The organism is Pseudomonas sp. SA195 (assembly GCF_054131565.1).
In genome coordinates, this window is sequence record NZ_CP096392.1 from 1,254,423 (window position 1) to 1,273,808 (window position 19,386).

18 protein-coding genes are annotated in these 19,386 nt (G+C 63.1%); 7 read left to right on the forward strand and 11 right to left on the reverse strand.

Features of this window, described 5'->3' with window-relative positions; genetic code table 11:
• The first annotated feature begins 24 nt into the window (after positions 1-24).
• Positions 25-495: a Cys-tRNA(Pro) deacylase gene (ybaK, locus tag M1D78_RS05745; protein ID WP_437420157.1), complete on the forward strand. Its 471-nt coding sequence runs from the start codon at positions 25-27 to the stop codon at positions 493-495.
• 9 nt (positions 496-504) lie between these two features.
• On the opposite strand, the gene mltF is transcribed toward ybaK, so the two are convergent.
• Positions 505-1,965, reverse strand: coding sequence for a membrane-bound lytic murein transglycosylase MltF (mltF, locus tag M1D78_RS05750; protein WP_437420156.1), 1,461 nt, complete (start codon positions 1,963-1,965; stop codon positions 505-507).
• A gap of 193 nt (positions 1,966-2,158) precedes the next feature.
• Between mltF and M1D78_RS05755 the strand changes: the two genes are divergently transcribed.
• Together M1D78_RS05755 and M1D78_RS05760 are read left to right on the forward strand one after the other, a co-directional pair.
• Complete coding sequence (locus M1D78_RS05755) at positions 2,159-2,455, forward strand: GIY-YIG nuclease family protein (RefSeq protein WP_437420155.1); 297 nt, start codon at positions 2,159-2,161, stop codon at positions 2,453-2,455.
• A gap of 67 nt (positions 2,456-2,522) precedes the next feature.
• On the forward strand, positions 2,523-3,461 hold the full coding sequence (locus M1D78_RS05760; protein ID WP_437420154.1) for a glutathione S-transferase family protein: 939 nt from the start codon (positions 2,523-2,525) through the stop codon (positions 3,459-3,461).
• Positions 3,462-3,501: 40 nt separating this feature from the next.
• On the opposite strand, the gene M1D78_RS05765 is transcribed toward M1D78_RS05760, so the two are convergent.
• A complete protein-coding gene (locus M1D78_RS05765) occupies positions 3,502-4,299 on the reverse strand; it encodes an undecaprenyl-diphosphate phosphatase (protein WP_437420153.1) in 798 nt (265 codons plus the stop codon).
• Positions 4,300-4,442: 143 nt separating this feature from the next.
• Entirely contained in the window at positions 4,443-5,450 is a 1,008-nt protein-coding gene (gene yejK / locus M1D78_RS05770) for a nucleoid-associated protein YejK (protein ID WP_437420152.1), read from the reverse strand.
• 147 nt (positions 5,451-5,597) lie between these two features.
• On the opposite strand from yejK, the gene M1D78_RS05775 reads away from it, so the two are divergent.
• Entirely contained in the window at positions 5,598-6,797 is a 1,200-nt protein-coding gene (locus M1D78_RS05775; protein WP_457933581.1) for an MFS transporter, read from the forward strand.
• 269 nt (positions 6,798-7,066) lie between these two features.
• Positions 7,067-7,258: a hypothetical protein gene (locus M1D78_RS05780; RefSeq protein ID WP_045425197.1), complete on the forward strand. Its 192-nt coding sequence runs from the start codon at positions 7,067-7,069 to the stop codon at positions 7,256-7,258.
• A 21-nt stretch (positions 7,259-7,279) separates the two neighbouring features.
• Here M1D78_RS05780 and rlmF read toward each other — a convergent pair whose 3' ends face one another.
• The 8 genes from rlmF to M1D78_RS05820 form a co-directional block, all read right to left on the reverse strand.
• Complete coding sequence (gene rlmF / locus M1D78_RS05785; RefSeq protein WP_437420150.1) at positions 7,280-8,269, reverse strand: 23S rRNA (adenine(1618)-N(6))-methyltransferase RlmF; 990 nt, start codon at positions 8,267-8,269, stop codon at positions 7,280-7,282.
• A 43-nt stretch (positions 8,270-8,312) separates the two neighbouring features.
• Complete coding sequence (locus M1D78_RS05790) at positions 8,313-9,482, reverse strand: YbfB/YjiJ family MFS transporter (protein ID WP_437420149.1); 1,170 nt, start codon at positions 9,480-9,482, stop codon at positions 8,313-8,315.
• A 93-nt stretch (positions 9,483-9,575) separates the two neighbouring features.
• Positions 9,576-9,872: a winged helix-turn-helix domain-containing protein gene (locus tag M1D78_RS05795; protein WP_437420148.1), complete on the reverse strand. Its 297-nt coding sequence runs from the start codon at positions 9,870-9,872 to the stop codon at positions 9,576-9,578.
• Between the two features lie 53 nt (positions 9,873-9,925).
• A complete protein-coding gene (gene nhaD / locus M1D78_RS05800) occupies positions 9,926-11,308 on the reverse strand; it encodes a sodium:proton antiporter NhaD (protein WP_437420147.1) in 1,383 nt (460 codons plus the stop codon).
• A gap of 340 nt (positions 11,309-11,648) precedes the next feature.
• Entirely contained in the window at positions 11,649-14,483 is a 2,835-nt protein-coding gene (locus M1D78_RS05805; protein ID WP_437420146.1) for a valine--tRNA ligase, read from the reverse strand.
• A gap of 143 nt (positions 14,484-14,626) precedes the next feature.
• Complete coding sequence (locus M1D78_RS05810; RefSeq protein ID WP_437420145.1) at positions 14,627-14,980, reverse strand: DNA polymerase III subunit chi; 354 nt, start codon at positions 14,978-14,980, stop codon at positions 14,627-14,629.
• A 98-nt stretch (positions 14,981-15,078) separates the two neighbouring features.
• On the reverse strand, positions 15,079-15,498 hold the full coding sequence (locus M1D78_RS05815; protein ID WP_437420144.1) for a DNA polymerase III subunit chi: 420 nt from the start codon (positions 15,496-15,498) through the stop codon (positions 15,079-15,081).
• Between the two features lie 22 nt (positions 15,499-15,520).
• Positions 15,521-17,014 carry a leucyl aminopeptidase gene (locus tag M1D78_RS05820; RefSeq protein ID WP_437420143.1) on the reverse strand — a complete coding sequence of 498 codons (1,494 nt, stop codon included), beginning with the start codon at positions 17,012-17,014 and terminating at the stop codon, positions 15,521-15,523.
• Positions 17,015-17,186: 172 nt separating this feature from the next.
• Between M1D78_RS05820 and lptF the strand changes: the two genes are divergently transcribed.
• The gene (gene lptF, locus M1D78_RS05825) at positions 17,187-18,308 is read left to right on the forward strand and encodes an LPS export ABC transporter permease LptF (RefSeq protein WP_437420142.1); all 1,122 of its coding nucleotides are present in this window, start codon (positions 17,187-17,189) and stop codon (positions 18,306-18,308) included.
• Positions 18,301-19,362, forward strand: coding sequence for an LPS export ABC transporter permease LptG (gene lptG / locus M1D78_RS05830; protein ID WP_437420141.1), 1,062 nt, complete (start codon positions 18,301-18,303; stop codon positions 19,360-19,362). The genes lptF and lptG overlap by 8 nt, the downstream gene beginning before the upstream one ends.
• Positions 19,363-19,386: the final 24 nt, after the last annotated feature.

Below are 19,386 nucleotides of genomic sequence, written 5' to 3' on the forward strand. Positions count from 1 at the left end.
CTCGTCCCTACCACCACACCTGCCATGACTCCTGCCATCGATCTGCTGAAAAAGGCCAAGGCCGACCATCGCATACACAGCTACGAACATGATCCCAAGTCCGCCTCGTACGGGCTCGAGGCCGCTGAAAAGCTCGGCCTCGAACCGGCGCGGGTATACAAGACGCTGCTGGCCTGCACCGAGAAGAATGAGTTGCTGGTGGCGGTGGTGCCCGTCGCCGGTACGCTGGACCTCAAGGCCCTGGCGCAGGCGGCAGGGGTGAAGAAGGTGGACATGGCCGATCCGATGGCGGCGCAACGCGCCACGGGCTATCTGGTCGGCGGGATCAGCCCGCTGGGCCAGAAGAAGCGTTTGCGCACCTTTATTGACAGCTCGGCGCAGGGGCAGCCGAGCATCTATGTCAGCGCGGGTAGGCGAGGGCTGGAAGTAGAACTGACTGCTGAATTGCTGGCCCGGCACACGGGTGGCAGCTTCGCGCCGATCGGTCGGTCATGACCGTGGTGGTCAGAGCGGAGGGAGAACTTCGCCGAGGTCGGTCGAGTTGATGCCGGGGATGTGGATCTCGCTGTGCACCAGCTGCTGGCCTTCCATCTGCGGCTGCGTCACCCAGGTAAGGATGTCGTAGTAGCGGCGGATGTTGGCGACAAAGTGCACCGGCTCGCCGCCCCGCGCGTAACCGTAGCGGGTCTTGGTGTACCACTGCTTTTGCGACAGCCGCGGGAGCATTTGCTTCACATCAAGCCATTTGTTCGGATCGAGCCCCTCGGCCTCGGCCAGCTTGCGGGCATCTTCCAGGTGGCCGCCGCCGACATTGTAGGCGGCCAGGGCGAACCAGGTGCGGTCCGGTTCCTGGATGCTCTCGGGGAGATTGGCGTGCACTTTGGCGATGTACTTACCACCGCCCTGAATGCTTTGCACCGGGTCCAGCCGGTTGGTCACGCCCATCGCCTTGGCGGTGTTGAGCGTCAGCATCATCAGCCCGCGTACGCCGGTTTTCGAAGTGGCTTCGGGCTGCCAGTGGGACTCTTGATAACCGATCGCGGCGAGCAGGCGCCAGTCCAGGCCGTGTTTCTTGGCGGTTTCGCGGAAGACTTTTTCGTAGCGTGGCAGGCGATGCTGCAGATGCTGAGCGAAGGCATAGGCGCCGACATAACCGAGCACGTCGACGTGGCCGTAGTAGCGCTCGCGCAGGCGTTGCAGGGTGCCGTTCTCACGCGCCAGGTCGAGAAACTGGTTGGCCGCCTGGAGCACGCTGTCGTCTTCGCCCTTGCCGACGATCCAGGCCAGGCTGTTCTGCTCACCCAGGTCGAACGCGGCACGGGCATTGGTGAAATAGACCTGGTTGAGCGCCAGCTCGTTGGACTCGACCAGCGTCAGGTCGACCTGGCCTTCGTCGACCATGCGCAGCAGGTCCACGACTTCTACCGCATCTGATTCTTCGTAGCGCAAATCCGGGAGTTCGGCCTGTAGCGCCTTGAGCTTTTCCGCCTGGCTGCTGCCCTTGAGTACGAGGATGCGCTTGCCGACCAGATCTTCCGGCTGCGTCGGCCGGCGCTGGCCCTTGCGGTAGACGACCTGAGTAGTGACGTCGAGGTAGGGCTGAGTGAAACGGACCGACTCTTTGCGCCCCTCGCTGGCCACCAGGCCTGCCGCCGCGAGCGCCGGACCGCCCGGGCGGTTCAGACGGGTATAGATGTCTTCGATACTGTCGGCGGTTTCGATCTGAAGCTCGACGCCCAGGTGACTGGCGAAGCGCTTGACCAGCTCGTATTCGAAGCCAGCCTCGCCGTTGCGGTCTTGGAAGTAGGTAGACGGGCTATTGCGAGTGATCACGCGCAGCACGCCTTCCTCCTTGATACGCTCCAGCGCGCTGGGCGGTTCAGCGCAGCTACTGAGCATCAGGAGGAGTCCGGTCGCCAGCAGCCAGGAGGCGCAGCGCTTTCGGAACGCGGTTTGGGCAAACATCGGCGCAGTATACGCAAAGGCGATCGGCCACCATATCTCGACAGGATCGACGGACTTTGCTAAGCGAAACGGCGGTGTGGCGTCTGGCCTCTCGCCTGGCACGGCTTGCCGACCGGCGGCCGGACCCGGACAATCCGCGCCGGCTTGCCGTTGAAACCTCTGCGCTGGCTGCATCTTCGACGCAAGGACTCACATGAGCGAGACGCCTTCGAAACCCTGGTATGTCTACCTGGTACGCGCCGCCAATAACGCGCTCTATTGCGGCATCAGTGATGACGCGCAGCGCCGTTTCGCGGCGCATCAAGGTGGCCGCGGCGCGCGCTTCTTCCACACCAGCCCGGCGGTGGCGCTGGTGTATGTCGAGACATGTCCAAGCAAGGGCGACGCGCTGCGTCGCGAACGCCAAGTCAAGCGGCTATCGAAAAAGGCCAAGGAGGCGCTGGTCGCCGCGGCGAGCTGCGCTGTGGTGAATACCGGGCCAATCAGCTGAGCGGGTAGGCCGGTCGCGTGTCGGCGAGTAAGCTGCCGGTCTACCTGAACGACTGGCGGAGCCTGATATGCACGACCTGATCCTGCACCACTATCCCACCTCGCCCTTCGCCGAAAAGGCGCGCCTGATGCTGGGCTTCAAGCAGCTCTCTTGGCGCTCGGTGCAGATTCCGCCAGTGATGCCCAAGCCCGACCTTACGGCGCTTACCGGAGGCTACCGGCGCACGCCGGTCCTGCAGATCGGTGCGGACGTGTATTGCGACACGGCGCTGATGGCTCGCCGGCTGGAAGCGGAGAAGGCCACGCCTGCCCTGTTCCCGGAGGGCCTGGAATTCGCTGCCGCGACACTTGCGCAATGGGCCGACTCGGTGCTGTTCCTGCATGCGGTGAGCCTGGTATTCCAGCCCGAATCCATGGCGCTGCGTTTTGCGCAAGTACCGAAAGCGTTCGTCGAGGCCTTCAGCAAGGATCGTGCTGCGCTATTCAGCAGCGGTTCGGTCAGCCGCGTGCCGCTGGAGCAGGCGAAGAACCATTGGCCGGTACTCATGGCGCGTTTGCAGCAGCAGCTGGCGCGATCCCGCGGTGAGTTCCTGTTGGGGAGTGCACTCTGCATAGCCGACCTGTCGGTCGCCCACTGCTTGTGGTTCCTCAAGGCCACGCCCGTGACAGCCCCACTCGTCGATGGCTACCCCGAGGTGGCCGCGTGGCTGGGCAGGGTGCTCGGTGTCGGCCATGGCGCTGGGAGCGAACTGTCTGCCGAGGATGCGTTGAAGGCGGCGCGTGAAGCCGAGCCAGCGGCGTTGCCGGACGAGGCCTTTGCTGACCCGAATGGTTTTACGGTCGGCCAGCAGGTCAGTATTGCGGCCGTCGATTACGGCACCGACCCCGTCGAAGGCGAACTGGTGTTCGCCGGTGTTGAGGAATTGATCCTGCGTCGTGAAGACCCGCGTGCTGGGCTAGTTCATGTGCATTTCCCGCGCTTTGGATTCAAGCTCGAGGCGCGCTGATGGCGGCGGCCGCGACTTCGTCAGTCGCGGCTGTGGCTGTTCAGAGTGCGATGAACAGCAGCGTGACGCCGAGCAGCAGCCGGTAGATGACGAACGGCAGCATGCCCAGCGCGTCCAGCGCCTTCAGGAACAGCTTGATGCAGAGGAAGGCAGCGACGAAGGACAGGGCTGCACCAATGAAGATGTCGTTCCAATGCGCGGCCTCGCCGGACTGTGCCAGCTCGACGGCTTTCAGCCCGCCCGCGGCAAGGATTAGCGGGATCGACAGCAGGAACGAAAAGCGCGCCGCCGTCTGACGGGTAAAGCCCAGCAGCAGGGCGGCGGTCATGGTAATGCCCGATCGGGAGGTGCCGGGAATCAATGCCAGCGCTTGGGCGAAACCGATGATCAGCGCGCTCTTCCACGTCAGCTGTTCGATTTCCGCGACCCGCCGGCCCTTGGCATCGGCGTACCACAGCAGCAGGCCGAAAAGGATCGTCGTCGCAGCGATGAATAGCATCGAGCGGGTGTACTGCTCGATGTAATCCTCCATCAGCAAACCAATGATGCCCGCCGGTAGGGTGCCGATGATGATCGCCCAGCCAAGCCGGCTCTCGGCGCTCTCCCGGCGCTGAAAGACATGGGCCAACCAGCCTCGGCTCGTGGCGATGACCTCCTGACGGAAGCAGATCAGCACGGCGAGCAGGGTGCCGACGTGCACGGCCACGTCGAACGCCTGGCCCTGATCAGGCCAGCCGAGGACCTGCGACGGCAGGATGAGGTGAGCGGAGGAGGAAATCGGGAGGAATTCGGTGATGCCCTGCACGAGGGACAAGATAATCAGGTGAAGCCAATCCATTGTTGATCCTTAGCAGAGCGGGTGTGCGGGTTGCCGGGCCGTTTGGCTGGCATGTGACTGGGAAATCCGCGATTCATTCCGCTGCGCATCTGGTTCGTTGCTGCGTCGCCACGTCGCAGTAAGGCCGCGAGGTCAGAAGCGGCTCAACCTTTGCGACGCTTCAATTGGTCTTTCAGCTGGGTCGGCAGGTTGCGAATGATGAGCATGTCACGGGCCTCGTCGTATTCGACTTTCGAGCCCAACAGGTGCGATTCGAAGCTGATCGATAGCCCTTCGGCGCGCCCAGTAAAGCGTTGGAATTGGTTGAGGGTGCGTTTGTCCGCCGGAATTTCCGGCGACAGGCCATAGTCCTTGTTGCGGATGTGTTCATAGAAGGCGCGCGGGTGATCCTCGTCGATCACGCCGGATAGCTCTTCGAGCGACATCGGCTCGCCGATTTTGGCCTGGCTGCTGGCATAGTCCACCAGAGCGCTGGTTTTCTCGCGGGCCTTTTCCTCGGGCAGGTCCTCGCTTTCGACGTAATCGCTGAAAGCCTTGAGCAGGGTGCGTGTCTCGCCGGGCCCGTCGACGCCTTCCTGACAGCCGATGAAATCGCGGAAGTACTCCGAGACCTTTTTGCCGTTCTTGCCTTTGATGAAAGAAATGTACTGCCGAGACTGCGAGTTGTTCTTCCATTCGGACAGGTTGATCCGCGTCGCCAGATGCAGCTGCCCCAAGTCCAAGTGCTTGGCTTCGGTCACGTCCAGTGCGTCGGTAACGGTCACGCCATTGCTGTGGTGGAGCAAGGCAATGGCGAGGTAGTCAGTCATGCCCTGCTGATAATGGGCGAAAAGAACGTGACCGCCTGTCGACAGATTCGACTCTTCCATTAGCTTCTGAAGGTGCTCGACGGCCTGGCGACTGAAGGCGGTGAAATCCTGGTTGCCTTCCATGTATTGCCCCAGCCAGCCGCTGAAGGGATAGGCGCCGGATTCGTCGTGAAAATAGCCCCAGGCCTTCCCCTGCTTGGCGTTGTAGCTCTCGTTGAGATCGGCCAGCAGGTTCTCGATCGCCTGGGACTGGCCCAGCTCCGAGTCACGGGCATGCAGCACGGCAGGGGTGCCGTCCGGCTTTTTCTCGATGAGGTGAACGATGCAGTGGCGAATGGGCATTTCGGGCTCGCGGCGGATGAGGCAGACGGCGCGCAGTTTACCCGAGCGACCCCGGGCTTCGCAGGGCTAAAACCAGGTGCGGCAGGTAGTCGCAATGCGGGTAAGATGGAGCCCTTTCATTTTTTACCGGGTGTTTCAGCGATGGCGATGTGGCGCAACAGTACGTGGATCCTGCTCGGTGGTTCGCTGATCCTCGCGGTATCCCTTGGCACGCGGCACGGCTTCGGGTTGTTCCTTCCGCCGATGAGCGAGGCGTTTGGTTGGGGGCGTGAGGTGTTTGCGTTCGCTATCGCCTTGCAGAACTTGATCTGGGGGCTGGCGCAACCAGTGACCGGCGCCCTGGCCGACCGTTTCGGCGTCATGCGGACGGTGATCGTCGGTGGAGTGCTTTATGCGCTTGGGCTGGCGCTGATGGCTGGCGCGGATTCGGCGGCATCCTTGTCGCTGAGCGCCGGTTTGCTCATCGGTATCGGGCTGTCCGGTACCTCGTTCTCGGTGATTCTCGGTGCGGTAGGGCGCGCTGTGCCGGCTGAAAAACGCAGCATGGCCATGGGGGTAGCCAGTGCGGCGGGCTCGTTCGGGCAGTTTGCGATGTTGCCGGGTACGCTCGGGTTGATCGGCTGGCTGGGGTGGTCCTCGGCGTTGTTGGCCCTCGGACTGCTAGTGGCACTGATCGTGCCGCTGGCCTTGATGCTGCGCAGCGGGCCGGCCGCGCCGGTGTCTGGGCCGCAGCAGTCATTGACCGAAGCCTTGCGCGAGGCGGTTGGGCACTCCGGGTTTCGGCTGTTGGCGCTGGGCTTTTTCGTCTGTGGCTTCCAAGTAGTTTTCATTGGTGTGCACCTGCCGGCCTATCTTGTCGATCAGGGCCTCCCGGCGATGGCCGGGACCACCGTGCTTGCACTGGTCGGCCTGTTCAACGTGGTGGGGACCTACACCGCCGGCTGGTTGGGCGGTTGCTACTCGAAGCCCAAACTATTGACGGCGCTGTATCTGCTGCGTGGCGTGGTCATCGCGGCGTTCTTTTTCGCTCCGCTGACGATCTGGACGGCTTATGCGTTCGGCATCGCCATGGGGTTGCTGTGGCTATCGACGGTGCCGCTGACCAACGGCACTGTGGCTACGCTGTTTGGCGTGCGAAACCTGTCGATGCTTGGCGGTATCGTCTTCCTGTTTCATCAGATCGGTTCGTTCTTCGGCGGCTGGCTGGGCGGCTGGGTCTACGATCGAACCGGCAGTTACGACCTGGTCTGGCAGATATCGATTGCCCTCAGTCTGATGGCCGCCGCGCTCAACTGGCCGATTCGCGAGCAGCCGGTCGACCGCGTACTCGCTGCGGGCGCGGCGTGATGCGCCGGCACTGGTTGTGGACGGCCGCTCTAGCGCTGGCCGCCTTCATGCTCGCCTTTGCCTGGTGGGGTTGGCATCAGGGCGGATTGGCTCTGCTGCAACTGGGCGTGGGAATCTGCTGAGGCGGCGGTGTGATCGTTTGTCGTGGCACGGGGAATCAATTCGCTGCGCCTGGCTCCAAACAAGCGAGACGAAACAACGCTGTCGCAGAACCGTCATCAGAGCCCTGTAAAAAGCTGCGGCATGCAGTCACCTGGAGCAGCACAACGATGTCCACCCTTACCGAACTCGCCCAACAGATCGCCCAGCTTTACCCCCTGCAGGACAAGCGTGTCGGCAAGCGCTATCGCGTGGTTGGGGAACTGGCCGGCATGACCGAGCTCGAGGAGATCAACGGCGAGCCGCGTTATATCCAGACCTTGGCGCTCAAGGATCGCCAGCGTTGGGATATCGCGGTCTGACACCCCGCCAGGGCGCTTTGGCTAGCCCGGGTTAGCCACGCCCCAATGCTCGGCGCGCCATCGTGCGCGTCGGTCGTCGTCCAGGAAGGTCCAGGCGACGAAGCGACTGCGCTTCTGCCCCTGTGCCATTTCGCGAATGCGCACGTCCTGTGCTCCGAGTGTCGCCAGCCGCGCTTGTAGCGGGCGGACATTGCCGCCTTTCGACACCAGCGTGCTGAACCAGCACACCTGCTGAGCCACCTCACGACTCTCATTGGCTAGCCGCCCGATAAACGCGGCCTCGCCGCCCTCGCACCACAGTTCAGCCGCCTGACCGCCGAAGTTCAGCGCGGGCAGTTTGCGTTTCGGGTCCAGCTTGCCGAGATTACGCCACTTGCGGCGGCTGCCGCTGCTGGCTTCGGCCTCGGAGGCATGGAACGGCGGATTGCACAGCGTGATGTCGAACCGGTCCGCGGGCTCGATAAGCCCGGCAAATATCTGCCGGGGCTGGCGCTGCTGGCGAATCTCGATGCGCTTTTCCAGGCGGTTCGCCTTGAGGATGGCCCGCGCCGATGCCAGCGCCGTGGCGTCGATATCCGAGCCCACGAAACGCCAGCCGTATTCATGAAGGCCGATCAGCGGGTAGATGCAGTTAGCGCCGGTGCCGATGTCCAGTACTCGGATGGAATTCCCACGCGGGATTCCGCCATCGTGCTGCTCGGCGAGCAGGTCGGCCAATCCGTGCAGGTAGTCAGCGCGGCCTGGGATCGGCGGGCAGAGGTAGCCGGGCGGGATGTCCCAATAGGCGATGCCATAGAACTGCCTGAGCAGCGCCCGGTTGAACACCCGCACCGCATCGGGGTTGGCGAAGTCGATGCTCTGCTTGCCGTAAGGGTTGAGGATGACGAACGACGCCAGTTCCGGACAGCCCGCGATCAGCTTCGGGAAATCGTAGCGACCGCTGTGCCGGTTGCGTGGGTGCAGGCTGGGGCTGCCGTGCGTGGGCGGTACGGGTGGTTTCGGAGCGGGCATGATCGGTGTGCTGTCCTGAGAGGCGGGCATTGTCCCACAGCTTTCAGCGGTGGCGGGGCACCAACAGCATCCACACCAGGCCCCACAACAAGGCGCCGGCACCGAGCCAGAACGCCGAATGTAGCGAGCCCCCCATCCCGAGCCAGACGCCTGTGAGCCAAGGGCCGGCCAATTGCGTCAGGCTGTACAGGGCGATCAGCGCGGCGGATAAACGCGGCCCTTGGTGCGGGTGCAGGGCGCGGGCGAGGCGCTGGGTCAGCAGCACCGTGCCGAGGAAGGTGCCGCCGACCAGCACGGCACAGAGCAGGATGCCCGGCGCGCCCGGCATCAAGAGGGCCGCCAGCACGCCCGCCAGTTGCGTTACGTAGCTCAGCCGTAGCGCGAGGGTGTCGCCCAGCAGGGCACCGAGGCGATTCCATAGCCAGGGCGACGGCAGCGTTGCAAACGCGACCACCAGCCAGCTGCTGTCGATGAGGAAATCGCCAGGCTCGACCTGCAGGCGAGCCACCATCGGCAGAAAGGTCATTGGCAGTATGTAACCCATTCCCGCCCCGGCATAGGACAAGAACAATGGCGTGCTGGCGCGATCGAGCAACCGACCGTTGGGCCGGTCAGGGCTATCGGTTGCGGGTGCTTCGTCCGGCAGGTCGAGTTTGGCCAGTTGTCGCCAGCCCCACCACGCCAGCGGAATGGACAGCAGAGCCGCCGGCCACCAGCGGTCGGCACCGCTGAGCACGCCGTTGCTCAAGCTCACCATCACGCTGGACAAGATCAAACCGATGCAGACCCCGAGGTAGACCAGCCCGCTGGACGAAACCCTCCGATGACGCGCCAGCCACTCGAGAATCAGGGAGGGCGCCTGGACGAACACCAGGCCATTACTGATCCCATTAAGCAGGCGCAGCATCGAGAGCAGCTCCGCGGATTCTGCCTGTGTCTGTGCCAGCGAACTGACCACGTGCAGGCCCAGCGCCCAGGGCAGGCTGCGGCGAATTTGCGTGACGCGGTGCCAGCGCAGGGCGAGCAAGGCACCGATGAGATAGCCCAGGTAGTTCCAACTAGCGATGTCCGCGCCCTGCTGGACGGTCAGCACGCCATCTTCGACGAGCCAGGGCAGCAGCGGCGTATAGATGAAACGGCCGAGCCCGTGGACGACGAGCAGCAGGGTTGCACCGGCGAGCAGAACCGGGAACAGGGCAGGGCGTTGAGGCATCGTAAGCAGACCATCCGGGAGCGGAGGTGACAGCTTAGCGGCGCGCATCGGAACGGGCCACGCTACGGATGGCTGAGACGCCATCCGGTAGTCTCAGGGGTAGCCGAGCGTGTCCTTGATCATCGGCAGGTTGCGCTCGACCCAGCGCGGGTCGACAGCGCCCCAATCGAGAATGCGATAGTGGCCGGCGTTGTGTCGCTCACCGGCCTCCTGGGCGAAACGGCAATCGATATCCAGGTCGGCGAGTGCAGCGAGGGTGTCTTGCGCAGTGCGCCGTGGCATCCCCGTCGCCTCTGTCAGCTCAGGGACGCTGCGGGCGGTACCGCTGTCAATCAGCCAGGCCACGTAGAGGCGGCGATAGAAGCTGCTTTTGGTCTTACTGACAGTCATCTCGATTCCTGTATGAGACCGCCCGGGCATCGGCGCGCCCGGGCGGAGCGGGCTCAGCGCAAGGCGAGCATGCCGATATAGGTCACCGCGCCTGCGCTATAGCCAAGAAAGGCCAGCAGGCTGACATGCCTGACGTACCAGGTGAAGCTGATCTTCTCCATGCCCATCGCCGCGACGCCGGCGGCTGAGCCAATGATCAGCGTGCTGCCGCCGGTACCGGCGCAATAGGCAAGCATCTCCCAGAAGTTGCCATCGACAACGAACTGCGACAGCCAGTTCGTCTCGTCTGGTGCGGCCGCTGCGAGGGCAGCCGGACTGACCAGCGGATACATCTTCATCGCACCGGCTACCAGCGGCACGTTGTCTACCACGGCCGAGAGCAAGCCGATGGTGTAGTTGATCGGGTAGATATGCCCGAGCGACTCACGGAGGGCAATCGCCACCTGGGTAAGGTGCCCGGCCGTTGCCAGTGCCGCGACCGCCAGCAGAATGCCAAGGAAGAACAGCACGCTGGGTGTATCGACCTTGCGCAGGACGCCGACGACCGATAGCGGGTGCTTGTGCTCGTGCTCCTTGTCGCGGTGGAGGAATTCGGTGGTGACCCACAGGACGCCGAGGCCAAAAAGGATGCCCATGTACGGTGGCAAGTGCGTGGCGGTCTTGAACACGGGCACGAAAACCAGGGCCGCGAGGCCGAGTGCCAGCACCAGGTTGCGCTCGAAGGGTGTGGTCTCAGGTGGGTTCGTCTCGGCCAGGTGGGCGCGTGCGGCGGGTCGGGGCACTTCGCCGCGCATGCGGAAGCTCAGGATCAGCAAAGGCACCAGCAGGCAGACCAGGCTGGGCAGGAAAAGGCCGACAATCACGCCCGAGGCGGTGATCTGATTGCCAATCCACAGCATGGTGGTAGTGACGTCGCCGATTGGCGACCAGGCGCCGCCGGCGTTGGCGGCGATCACCACGACGCCGACAAACAACCAGCGCTCTGGACGGCCGCGAATCAGTTTGCGCAGAAGCGAGACCATCACGATGGTGGTGGTGAGGTTATCCAGCGCAGCGGAGAGGAAGAACGTCAGGACGCCAATGATCCATAGCAGGTGGACGCGCTTGCGAGTCTGGATGCGGTCGGTGATCACCTTGAAGCCTTCGTGCGAGTCGATCAGCTCGACGATGGTCATCGCGCCAAGCAGGAAGAACAGGATCTCCGACACTTCACCCAGATGGTGGCGGAGCGATTCGATCACCGTCTCCGAGGCGCTCGCCGCTACGTGCTCACCGCCCTGCGCGAGCGGCAGGATCGAATCGGCGCCGAGCACCAGCAAGGTCCAGCAGACCACCGCGGTGAGGATGGCGAGGGCTGCTTTGTCGATCTTCAGCGGGTGTTCCAAGGCTATGCATAGATAGCCGATGAAAAAAACGACAGCCATGAGTAGGTACATCGGAGGGTCTCCATTTTGAGAAACCAGACCGGCGCGCCCGTGGGGCGGCGACTCGGTAATGGCAGGCCCGAGTGATGCAGATGGCTGTACGAAGGGATGAAGCTGAACCGCGGCACTGAAGGCTGACGCCGGCGTTGGAACCTGGGATGCGTGCGGTGCGCGGTCATCGGCACCTGCTGCTTCATGTTCTATAGCGCGTTGCTGATATCCGGCCTGCCTAGTCATTGTTGTGTCCGTGGCGGGATAGTGTATCGGCCGCCACGGTTTTTACTTGTCATCGATCAAGAGCAACGGGCCAAACGAAAAGGCCAGCACTTGAAGATGCTGGCCATTTCGTCTGTCACAGGCTTGCGATGCGCTCGCGTTGCTCCACCAGCCGTGCCTTGGCCTGTTCGGCTTCGGCCAACTTGGCGCGCTCTTTCTCGATCACGTCAGCGGGTGCCTTGTTGACGAATCCTGCGTTGCCGAGCTTGCCGCCGACACGCTTGACCTCGCCGTCGAAACGGGCGATCTCCTTGTCGAGGCGGGCCAGTTCCGCATCCTTGTCGATCAGCCCGGCCATGGGCACCAGCACCTGCATGTCACCGACCAGTGCGGTCGCCGACAGCGGCGCTTCGTCATCGGCGCCGAGGATGCGCACGCTTTCCAGCTTGGCCAGCTTCTTCAGCAGCGGCTCGTTGTCGGCTAGGCGACGACGGTCGGTTTCGCCGGCGTTGCCGAGCACCACGTCGATGCGCTTGGCCATGGAAATGTTCATCTCGCCGCGGATCTGGCGAATGCCAAGCATGAAGGCTTTGACCCACTCGATGTCGTTTTCGGCCGCTTCGTCGAGGCGCTCCGGATTGAATTCCGGCCAGGGCTGCAACATCAGCGTCGGACCGGATTTACCGGCCAGAGGCGCGACGCGCTGCCAGATTTCCTCGGTGATGAAGGGCATGAACGGATGCGCCAAGCGCAGGGCTGTTTCCAGTACCCGCACCAGAGTGCGGCGCGTGCCGCGCTGGCGTTCGGCGCTGGCGGTCTCGTCCCAGAGCACAGGCTTGACCAGCTCGAGGTACCAGGCGCAGTACTCGTCCCAGATGAACTCGTAGAGCGCCTGCGCGGCCAGGTCGAAGCGGAAGGCTTCCAATTGGCGATTCACTTCGCTTTCGGTGCGCTGAAGCGCCGAGATGATCCAGCGATCGACCGAGGACAGCTCGACGGGCTCGCCATTTACCCCGGTGTCTTTGCCCTCGGTATTCTCGAAAACGAAATTGGCCGCGTTCCAGATCTTGTTGCAGAAGTTGCGATACCCCTCGACGCGCCCCATGTCGAACTTGATGTCGCGGCCGGTGGACGCCAGCGAGCAGAAGGTGAAGCGCAGGGCGTCGGTGCCGTAGCTGGCGATGCCTTCTGGGAATTCGTTGCGGGTCTGCTTGGCGATCTTCTCGGCGAGCTTGGGCTGCATCATGCCGCTGGTGCGCTTTTGCAGCAGTTCGTCCAGCGTAATGCCGTCGACGATGTCCAGCGGGTCGAGCACGTTGCCCTTGGACTTGGACATCTTCTGGCCCTGGCCATCGCGGACCAGGCCATGCACGTAGACCGTCTTGAAGGGGATCTGCCCGGTCAGGTGGGTCGACAGCATGATCATCCGGGCAACCCAGAAGAAGATGATGTCGAAGCCGGTGACCAGCACGTCGGTGGGGTGGAAGGTCTTGAGGAAGTCGGTCTGTTCCGGCCAGCCGAGCGTAGAGAAAGTCCACAGGCCCGAGCTGAACCAGGTGTCCAGCACGTCATCGTCCTGGCGCAGTTCGACCTCGTTGCCGAGGTTGTAGCGGGTGCGCGCTTCCATCTCGTCGCGGCCGACGTAGACGTTGCCGGCCTCGTCATACCAGGCCGGAATGCGATGGCCCCACCACAGCTGGCGGCTGATGCACCAATCCTGGATGTCGCGCATCCAGCTGAAATACATGTTTTCGTACTGCTTGGGTACGAACTGGATATCGCCGTTCTCCACCGCCGCGATGGCCTTCTCGGCCAGCGGCTTGGTGGAGACGTACCACTGATCGGTCAGCCAGGGTTCGATGATCGTGCCGGAGCGATCACCGCGGGGGACTTTCAGTGCGTGGTCGTCGATCTTCTCCAGCAGGCCCATGGCATCGAATTCGGCGACGATGGCCTTGCGGGCATCGAAGCGGTCCATATGCGCGTAGCCGTCCGGCAGGCTCGGGTCGACCTTGTCGTTCGGCGTGCCGTCGATGTTGAACACCTGTGCGCGCGCCAGTACCGCGGCGTTGCGATCGAAGATGTTGATCAGGGGCAGGTGGTGGCGCTTGCCGACTTCGTAGTCGTTGAAATCGTGTGCGGGGGTGATCTTTACGCAGCCGGTGCCGAACTCGAGGTCAACATAGTCGTCGGCAACGATCGGGATCAGGCGGTTGACCAGCGGCAGCATGATGTGACGGCCGATCAGGTCCTTGTAGCGCTCGTCTTCAGGGTGCACGGCAACCGCGGCATCACCCAGCACGGTTTCCGGGCGGGTCGTGGCGACGACCAGGTAATCCTGGCCATCCGCAGTCTTACAGCCGTCGGCCAAGGGGTAGCGCAAATGCCAGAGGTGACCTTTCTCGTCGTGATTCTCGACCTCGAGATCGGAGATCGCGGTGTGCAGCTTGGTGTCCCAGTTGACGAGCCGCTTGCCGCGGTAGATCAAACCGTCCTCATGGAGCCGGACAAAGGCTTCCTTCACGGCATTGGACAAGCCGGCATCCATGGTGAAGCTTTCGCGTGACCAATCGACCGATGAGCCCAGGCGGCGAATCTGGCGGGTGATGTTGCCCCCGGACTCTTCCTTCCACTGCCACACCTTGTCGAGAAACTTCTCGCGGCCCAGGTCATGCCGGCTGACGCCCTGCGCGCCAAGTTGGCGCTCGACGACCATTTGCGTGGCGATGCCCGCGTGATCGGTGCCAGGCTGCCAAAGCGTGTTACGGCCCTGCATGCGGCGCCAGCGAATCAGCGCATCCATGATCGCGTTGTTGAAACCATGACCCATGTGCAGGCTGCCAGTCACGTTCGGCGGCGGGATCATGATGGTGTAGGGCTCGCCCGACCCCTGGGGTGCGAAGTAGTTGTTCGATTCCCAGGTCTGGTACCAGGAGGTTTCGATGGCGTGCGGCTGGTAGGTCTTGTCCATGCGGCGGGACCCTTAGAACGGCTAATCGGAAAAGCGGGCAAGTATAAAGGCAAAGTAGCAGAGCGGCGGAACCGCTATGGCGCTTTTATGTCACGCGCGGGGCGGGGCGCTGTGACATCCAGCGCGCCGGCAGGGATGGGCGTCTAGGGGCGCTGGGACTTGATCAGTTGTGCGGCGCGCGCTTCCAGTCGCTGGCGCAATTCCGCTTCGATCTGCGGGACGAAATCATCGATCACATCTTGCAGGATCAACTGCGCTGCGGTGCGGAGCTCGTGGTCCAAATGGCGCTCGGCCAGGGTGCGGAAGGCGGTGCGAACGGCCGGCTCACGCGGTTGCACGGTTTCGGGGGCCGGATCGACGACGTCAGACAATAGCGGGATGCTGTCCGGGTCAAGGGCTTCGCTCACCAGTTCGGGTTCATGATCGCCAAGCAGCGCGCGGATCGACTCCAGGTCGTCGAGCAGTTCGGAGGGTTTGTCGGGGATTGTCTGGGTCATCTGTGGTTCCGGGTTGAGCGTCCAGGCTGCTATGGCGCTCTGTCGCCCTGCCTGGCGACATCGTGCTGTTCGATGCGGCAGGCCCGCGTCGGTATTCGCTAGAGTTCGACACGCTTGGGATCATAGCCGCGCTGACGATACAGGCGGAAGTTGTCCCGGCAAACGGTCAGCAATTCTGGCTGTTGGTTGACGATCTCGATCACTCGGCTGAACCGGTCGACATGCGGAGAGAGGTTGGGTGAAAGATTCACCAGCAGGCCCTGCTGGGCGGCTGGCGTCTCGTCCGTTCCGATCACCACTGGTGCCAGGGGGTCGTGCTCGTGCAATTCATGCGGGACGAAACGTTCGGCACGGAAGTGCCAAAGCAAGGTGTCGAGCTCCTCGCACTGGCGGGCATTCTCGCAGCGGATAAAGACGGGCATGCCATGCTGCCAGCCCTTGCTCGCGAGCTGGCAGGCCGCACGGGCGCGGCTCGCCGGCTCGCTGTCCGCCAGCACGTAAAACTCGATACGGGTCATGCCGCTTGCGCACCGGCGCCGATCACGCCTGACCCGCCTGGTCCAGCAGGTATTGCATCAGTAGCGGCACGGGGCGACCGGTTGCGCCCTTGTCCTTACCGCCGCTGGTCCAGGCGGTGCCGGCGACGTCCAGGTGTACCCAGGGGTAGGCCTTGGTGAAGCGCGACAGGAAGCACGCAGCAGTGATGGTGCCGGCCTTCGGGCCGCCGATGTTGGCGATGTCGGCGAAGGGGCTGTCCAGTTGCTCTTGGTATTCGTCGAACAGCGGCAATTGCCAGGCGCGGTCGTCGGCCTTCTGCCCGGCGCCCAGCACCTGCTGGATAAGTTCGTCATTGTTGCCGAGCAGGCCGGATGTGTTGCTGCCGAGCGCCACGATGCAGGCGCCGGTCAGGGTGGCGATGTCGATGACCGCGCGCGGCTTGAAACGCTCGGCATAGGTCAGCGTGTCGCAGAGCACCAGGCGACCTTCGGCATCGGTGTTGAGGATCTCGACCGTCTGGCCGCTCATGGTCGTCACGATGTCGCCGGGGCGGGTGGCGTTGCCGCTTGGCATGTTCTCGGCGCAGGCCAGCAAGCCGACAAGATTGATCGGCAATTGCAGCTCCAGTACGGCGCGGAAAGTCCCGAGCACACTGGCGGCGCCGCACATGTCGTACTTCATCTCATCCATGCCCTGGCCGGGCTTGAGGCTGATGCCGCCGGTGTCGAAAGTGATTCCCTTGCCGACTAGAGCATAGGGTTGTTCCCCTTTCTTGCCGCCGTTGTACTGCATTACGACGATGCAGCCTGGTTGCTCGCTGCCCTGAGATACGGCCAGGAAGGATCCAGCTCCCAGCTCGCGCAGTTTCTTCTCGTCCAGAACATCGACCTTGAGCCCCTTGAAGGCCTTGCCTAACTGCCTGGCCTGATCGGCCATATAGTTCGGGTGGCAGACGTTCGGCGGCAGGTTGCCCAGGTCACGGGTCAGGCTCATGCCGGCGGCGATGGCCGTGGCGTGGCGTGTGGCGAGTTCCGCTTCGGTCTGTTCGGGTTTGTCGACCAGCAGGGTGAGCTTGCGCAGCGCGGGAACGTCGGCCTTCTTGCTTTTGAATTGATCGAAGACATAGCGACCATCAGCCAGTGCCTCGACCAGAATGCGCGCGCGCGCATAGCCATCACGGTTCTTGAGGCGCACGTCCTGCAGCGCAATGGCAGCATCCGTTCCGCCGAGACCCTTGAGCGCCCCTAGCGCGGCGGCGGACGCCTTGCGCCATTGGCGGGTATCAAGTTCATCGAACTTGCCGACACCCAGTAGCAGCACCCGCTCGGCCTTCAGGCCGGGCAGGCTGTGCTGAAGCAGCGTCTGGCCCGGCTTGCCCTGGACGTCGCCGCGCTTGAGGATCGCGCTGATGGCGCCATTGCAGGCCTGATCCACGGTTTGGGCTACTGGGCCGAGCGCCCGGTCTTCACCGACCGGCAGGATCAGTGTGGCGGTTTTGGTCGCGGCGGCTTTGCTGTTCTTCACAACGAATTCCATGGCGTCAGGTCCCCAAGACAAAGAGTCGGGTTTGCAGGATAATGCCGGGCTCATTTTCCGGTGGTTCGTCGAGCGGGAGGGTTGGTCTCAACACCTCGCCCAGTGCGGACCGGCTACTTGGCGGCTAGTTTGAGCGCAGCCGCCGGAGCCTGACAACCCTGGAGTGTCCGGTTTGATCGTCTTTCGTTACCTGTCCCGTGAGCTGCTGGTTACCCTGAGCGCGGTCAGTGCGGTGCTGCTTGTGATCATCATGAGCGGCCGCTTCATCAAATACCTGGCGCAGGCGGCGCAAGGCGTGCTCGATCCTGGCGTGCTGCTGATGATCATGGGCTATCGCTTGCCTGGGTTCCTCCAGTTGATCCTGCCGCTCGGGCTGTTTCTCGGCATCCTGCTCGCGTACGGCCGGCTTTACCTGGACAGCGAGATGACCGTCCTGTCGGCAACCGGCATGAGCCAGCGCCGCCTGCTCGTCTATAGCCTGGGTCCAGCAGCGCTGGTCGCTGCGTTGGTGGGTTGGTTGAGCCTAGGCCTGGCGCCGCAAGGCGTGGCCCAAGTTGATCGCATCCTCAACGAGCAGGACTCGCTGACCGAATTCGACACGCTTGTTCCCGGACGCTTTCAGACCCTGCGAGACGGCACGCGGGTGACCTATACCCGCGAACTGACGGCCGACCGTACCGAGCTGGCGGGCGTCTTCATTTCCGAGACGAACCTGTCCAGCGCCACAGGCGAGAAGCGTGGCCTGTCGGTGCTGGTCGCCGAGCGTGGCCGTCAGGAGATACAACCCGACGGCAGTCGCTACCTGATTCTCGAGAATGGCTACCGCTACGACGGTAATCCTGGCCAGGCGAACTATCGTGCGATTCAGTACGACACCTATGGCGTGCTGCTGCCCAAGCCTGAGGTAAGCGTGGAGTTGAGCGAGCGCGAGGCGATGCCGACCCGCGAATTGCTGGGTAGCGACAACATCCGGCTGCAGTCGGAATTGCAGTGGCGAATTTCACTGCCGATGCTGGTGTTCGTCGTCACGCTGCTGGCTGTGCCGCTATCGAAAGTCAATCCGCGACAGGGCCGGTTCCTCAAACTGCTGCCGGCCATCCTTCTTTATATGGCATACCTGGCGTTGCTGATCGCGGCGCGCGGTTCGATGGACAAGGGGCGCATCCCTGTTGCGCTTGGGTTGTGGTGGGTGCACGGGCTGTTCTTCGTGCTGGGGTTGCTCCTGGTGTATTGGGAACCGCTGCAGCTGGCCTGGCGCCGGCGCCGCGCTGCACGGGAGGTGCGCCATGCGTAAGCTCGATCGCTACATTGGTATCAATGTGCTTCTGGCGATTCTGACGGTGCTCGGCATCATTGTCGGCCTGGCACTGCTATTTGCCTTCATCGACGAGCTCGGTGACGTCAAAGGCACGTATGGAACTTTGGACGCAGCGCTTTACGTGCTGCTTACGACCCCTTCTCGGCTTTACGAGATGCTGCCAATGGCCGCGCTGATCGGCTGCCTGATCGGGCTCGGTACGCTGGCCAGTAGCAGCGAGCTGACCATCATGCGCGCAGCTGGTGTGTCTCTTGGCCGTATCGTGATCGCAGTGATGAAGCCGATGCTCGTGTTGTTGCTCGTTGGCATCCTGATTGGCGAATACGTCGCGCCTTGGAGCGAGAACATAGCGCAAGCGACGCGGGCATCGGCGCAGGGGGCGGGTGAGGCGCAGAGTAGCAAGCGCGGCCTCTGGCATCGACAGGGCGACGAGTTCGTTCACATCAACGCGGTGCAGCCCAGCGGCACGTTGCTAGGCGTTACCCGCTACCGGTTCGATGATCGGCGCCAATTGGTTTCCGCCAGCTTCGCGCGTCGTGCACGCTATGAGGACGGCTACTGGCAGTTGGTCGATCTGTCGACGACGCACTTCCGCGGCGATCACACCGAGGTGGTTCGCGCGCCGCAAGAGCGCTGGGATGTACAGTTGACGCCTCAGTTGCTTGGTACGGTGGTGATGGAGCCAGACGCACTTTCGGTAACCGGTCTGTGGCGCTACATCCATTACCTCGGTGAGCAAGGGCTCAATAACAGTCGTTACTGGCTGGCATTCTGGACCAAAGTGCTGCAGCCGGTCGTGACGGTGGCGTTGGTCCTGCTGGCCATCTCGTTCATTTTCGGGCCGCTGCGCTCGGTCACGCTGGGGCAGCGGATCTTCACGGGTGTGGTCGTAGGGTTCGTGTTTCGCATATTGCAGGATCTGCTGGGGCCGGCGAGCCAGGTATTCGGCTTCTCGCCGCTGCTGGCTGTCGTAGTGCCGGCCGCCATTTGTGCTGCGGCTGGGATGCTTCTGCTGCGCAGGGCCGGTTAACCGGACGCAGGCCGCCCGGCCTGC

Excerpts from the sequence above, each read along its gene's own strand:
- mltF (WP_437420156.1), bottom strand. The coding sequence starts at position 1,965 with ATGTTTGCCCAAACCGCGTTCCGAAAGCGCTGCGCCTCCTGGCTGCTG.
- M1D78_RS05755 (WP_437420155.1), top strand. The coding sequence starts at position 2,159 with ATGAGCGAGACGCCTTCGAAACCCTGGTATGTCTACCTGGTACGCGCC.
- M1D78_RS05810 (WP_437420145.1), bottom strand. The coding sequence starts at position 14,980 with ATGACCCAGACAATCCCCGACAAACCCTCCGAACTGCTCGACGACCTG.
- M1D78_RS05795 (WP_437420148.1), bottom strand. The coding sequence starts at position 9,872 with ATGACTGTCAGTAAGACCAAAAGCAGCTTCTATCGCCGCCTCTACGTG.
- M1D78_RS05765 (WP_437420153.1), bottom strand. The coding sequence starts at position 4,299 with ATGGATTGGCTTCACCTGATTATCTTGTCCCTCGTGCAGGGCATCACC.
- ybaK (WP_437420157.1), top strand. The coding sequence starts at position 25 with ATGACTCCTGCCATCGATCTGCTGAAAAAGGCCAAGGCCGACCATCGC.
- M1D78_RS05790 (WP_437420149.1), bottom strand. The coding sequence starts at position 9,482 with ATGCCTCAACGCCCTGCCCTGTTCCCGGTTCTGCTCGCCGGTGCAACC.
- M1D78_RS05815 (WP_437420144.1), bottom strand. The coding sequence starts at position 15,498 with ATGACCCGTATCGAGTTTTACGTGCTGGCGGACAGCGAGCCGGCGAGC.
- yejK (WP_437420152.1), bottom strand. The coding sequence starts at position 5,450 with ATGCCCATTCGCCACTGCATCGTTCACCTCATCGAGAAAAAGCCGGAC.
- lptG (WP_437420141.1), top strand. The coding sequence starts at position 18,301 with ATGCGTAAGCTCGATCGCTACATTGGTATCAATGTGCTTCTGGCGATT.
- M1D78_RS05780 (WP_045425197.1), top strand. The coding sequence starts at position 7,067 with ATGTCCACCCTTACCGAACTCGCCCAACAGATCGCCCAGCTTTACCCC.
- rlmF (WP_437420150.1), bottom strand. The coding sequence starts at position 8,269 with ATGCCCGCTCCGAAACCACCCGTACCGCCCACGCACGGCAGCCCCAGC.
- M1D78_RS05820 (WP_437420143.1), bottom strand. The coding sequence starts at position 17,014 with ATGGAATTCGTTGTGAAGAACAGCAAAGCCGCCGCGACCAAAACCGCC.
- M1D78_RS05775 (WP_457933581.1), top strand. The coding sequence starts at position 5,598 with ATGTGGCGCAACAGTACGTGGATCCTGCTCGGTGGTTCGCTGATCCTC.
- M1D78_RS05760 (WP_437420154.1), top strand. The coding sequence starts at position 2,523 with ATGCACGACCTGATCCTGCACCACTATCCCACCTCGCCCTTCGCCGAA.
- M1D78_RS05805 (WP_437420146.1), bottom strand. The coding sequence starts at position 14,483 with ATGGACAAGACCTACCAGCCGCACGCCATCGAAACCTCCTGGTACCAG.
- nhaD (WP_437420147.1), bottom strand. The coding sequence starts at position 11,308 with ATGTACCTACTCATGGCTGTCGTTTTTTTCATCGGCTATCTATGCATA.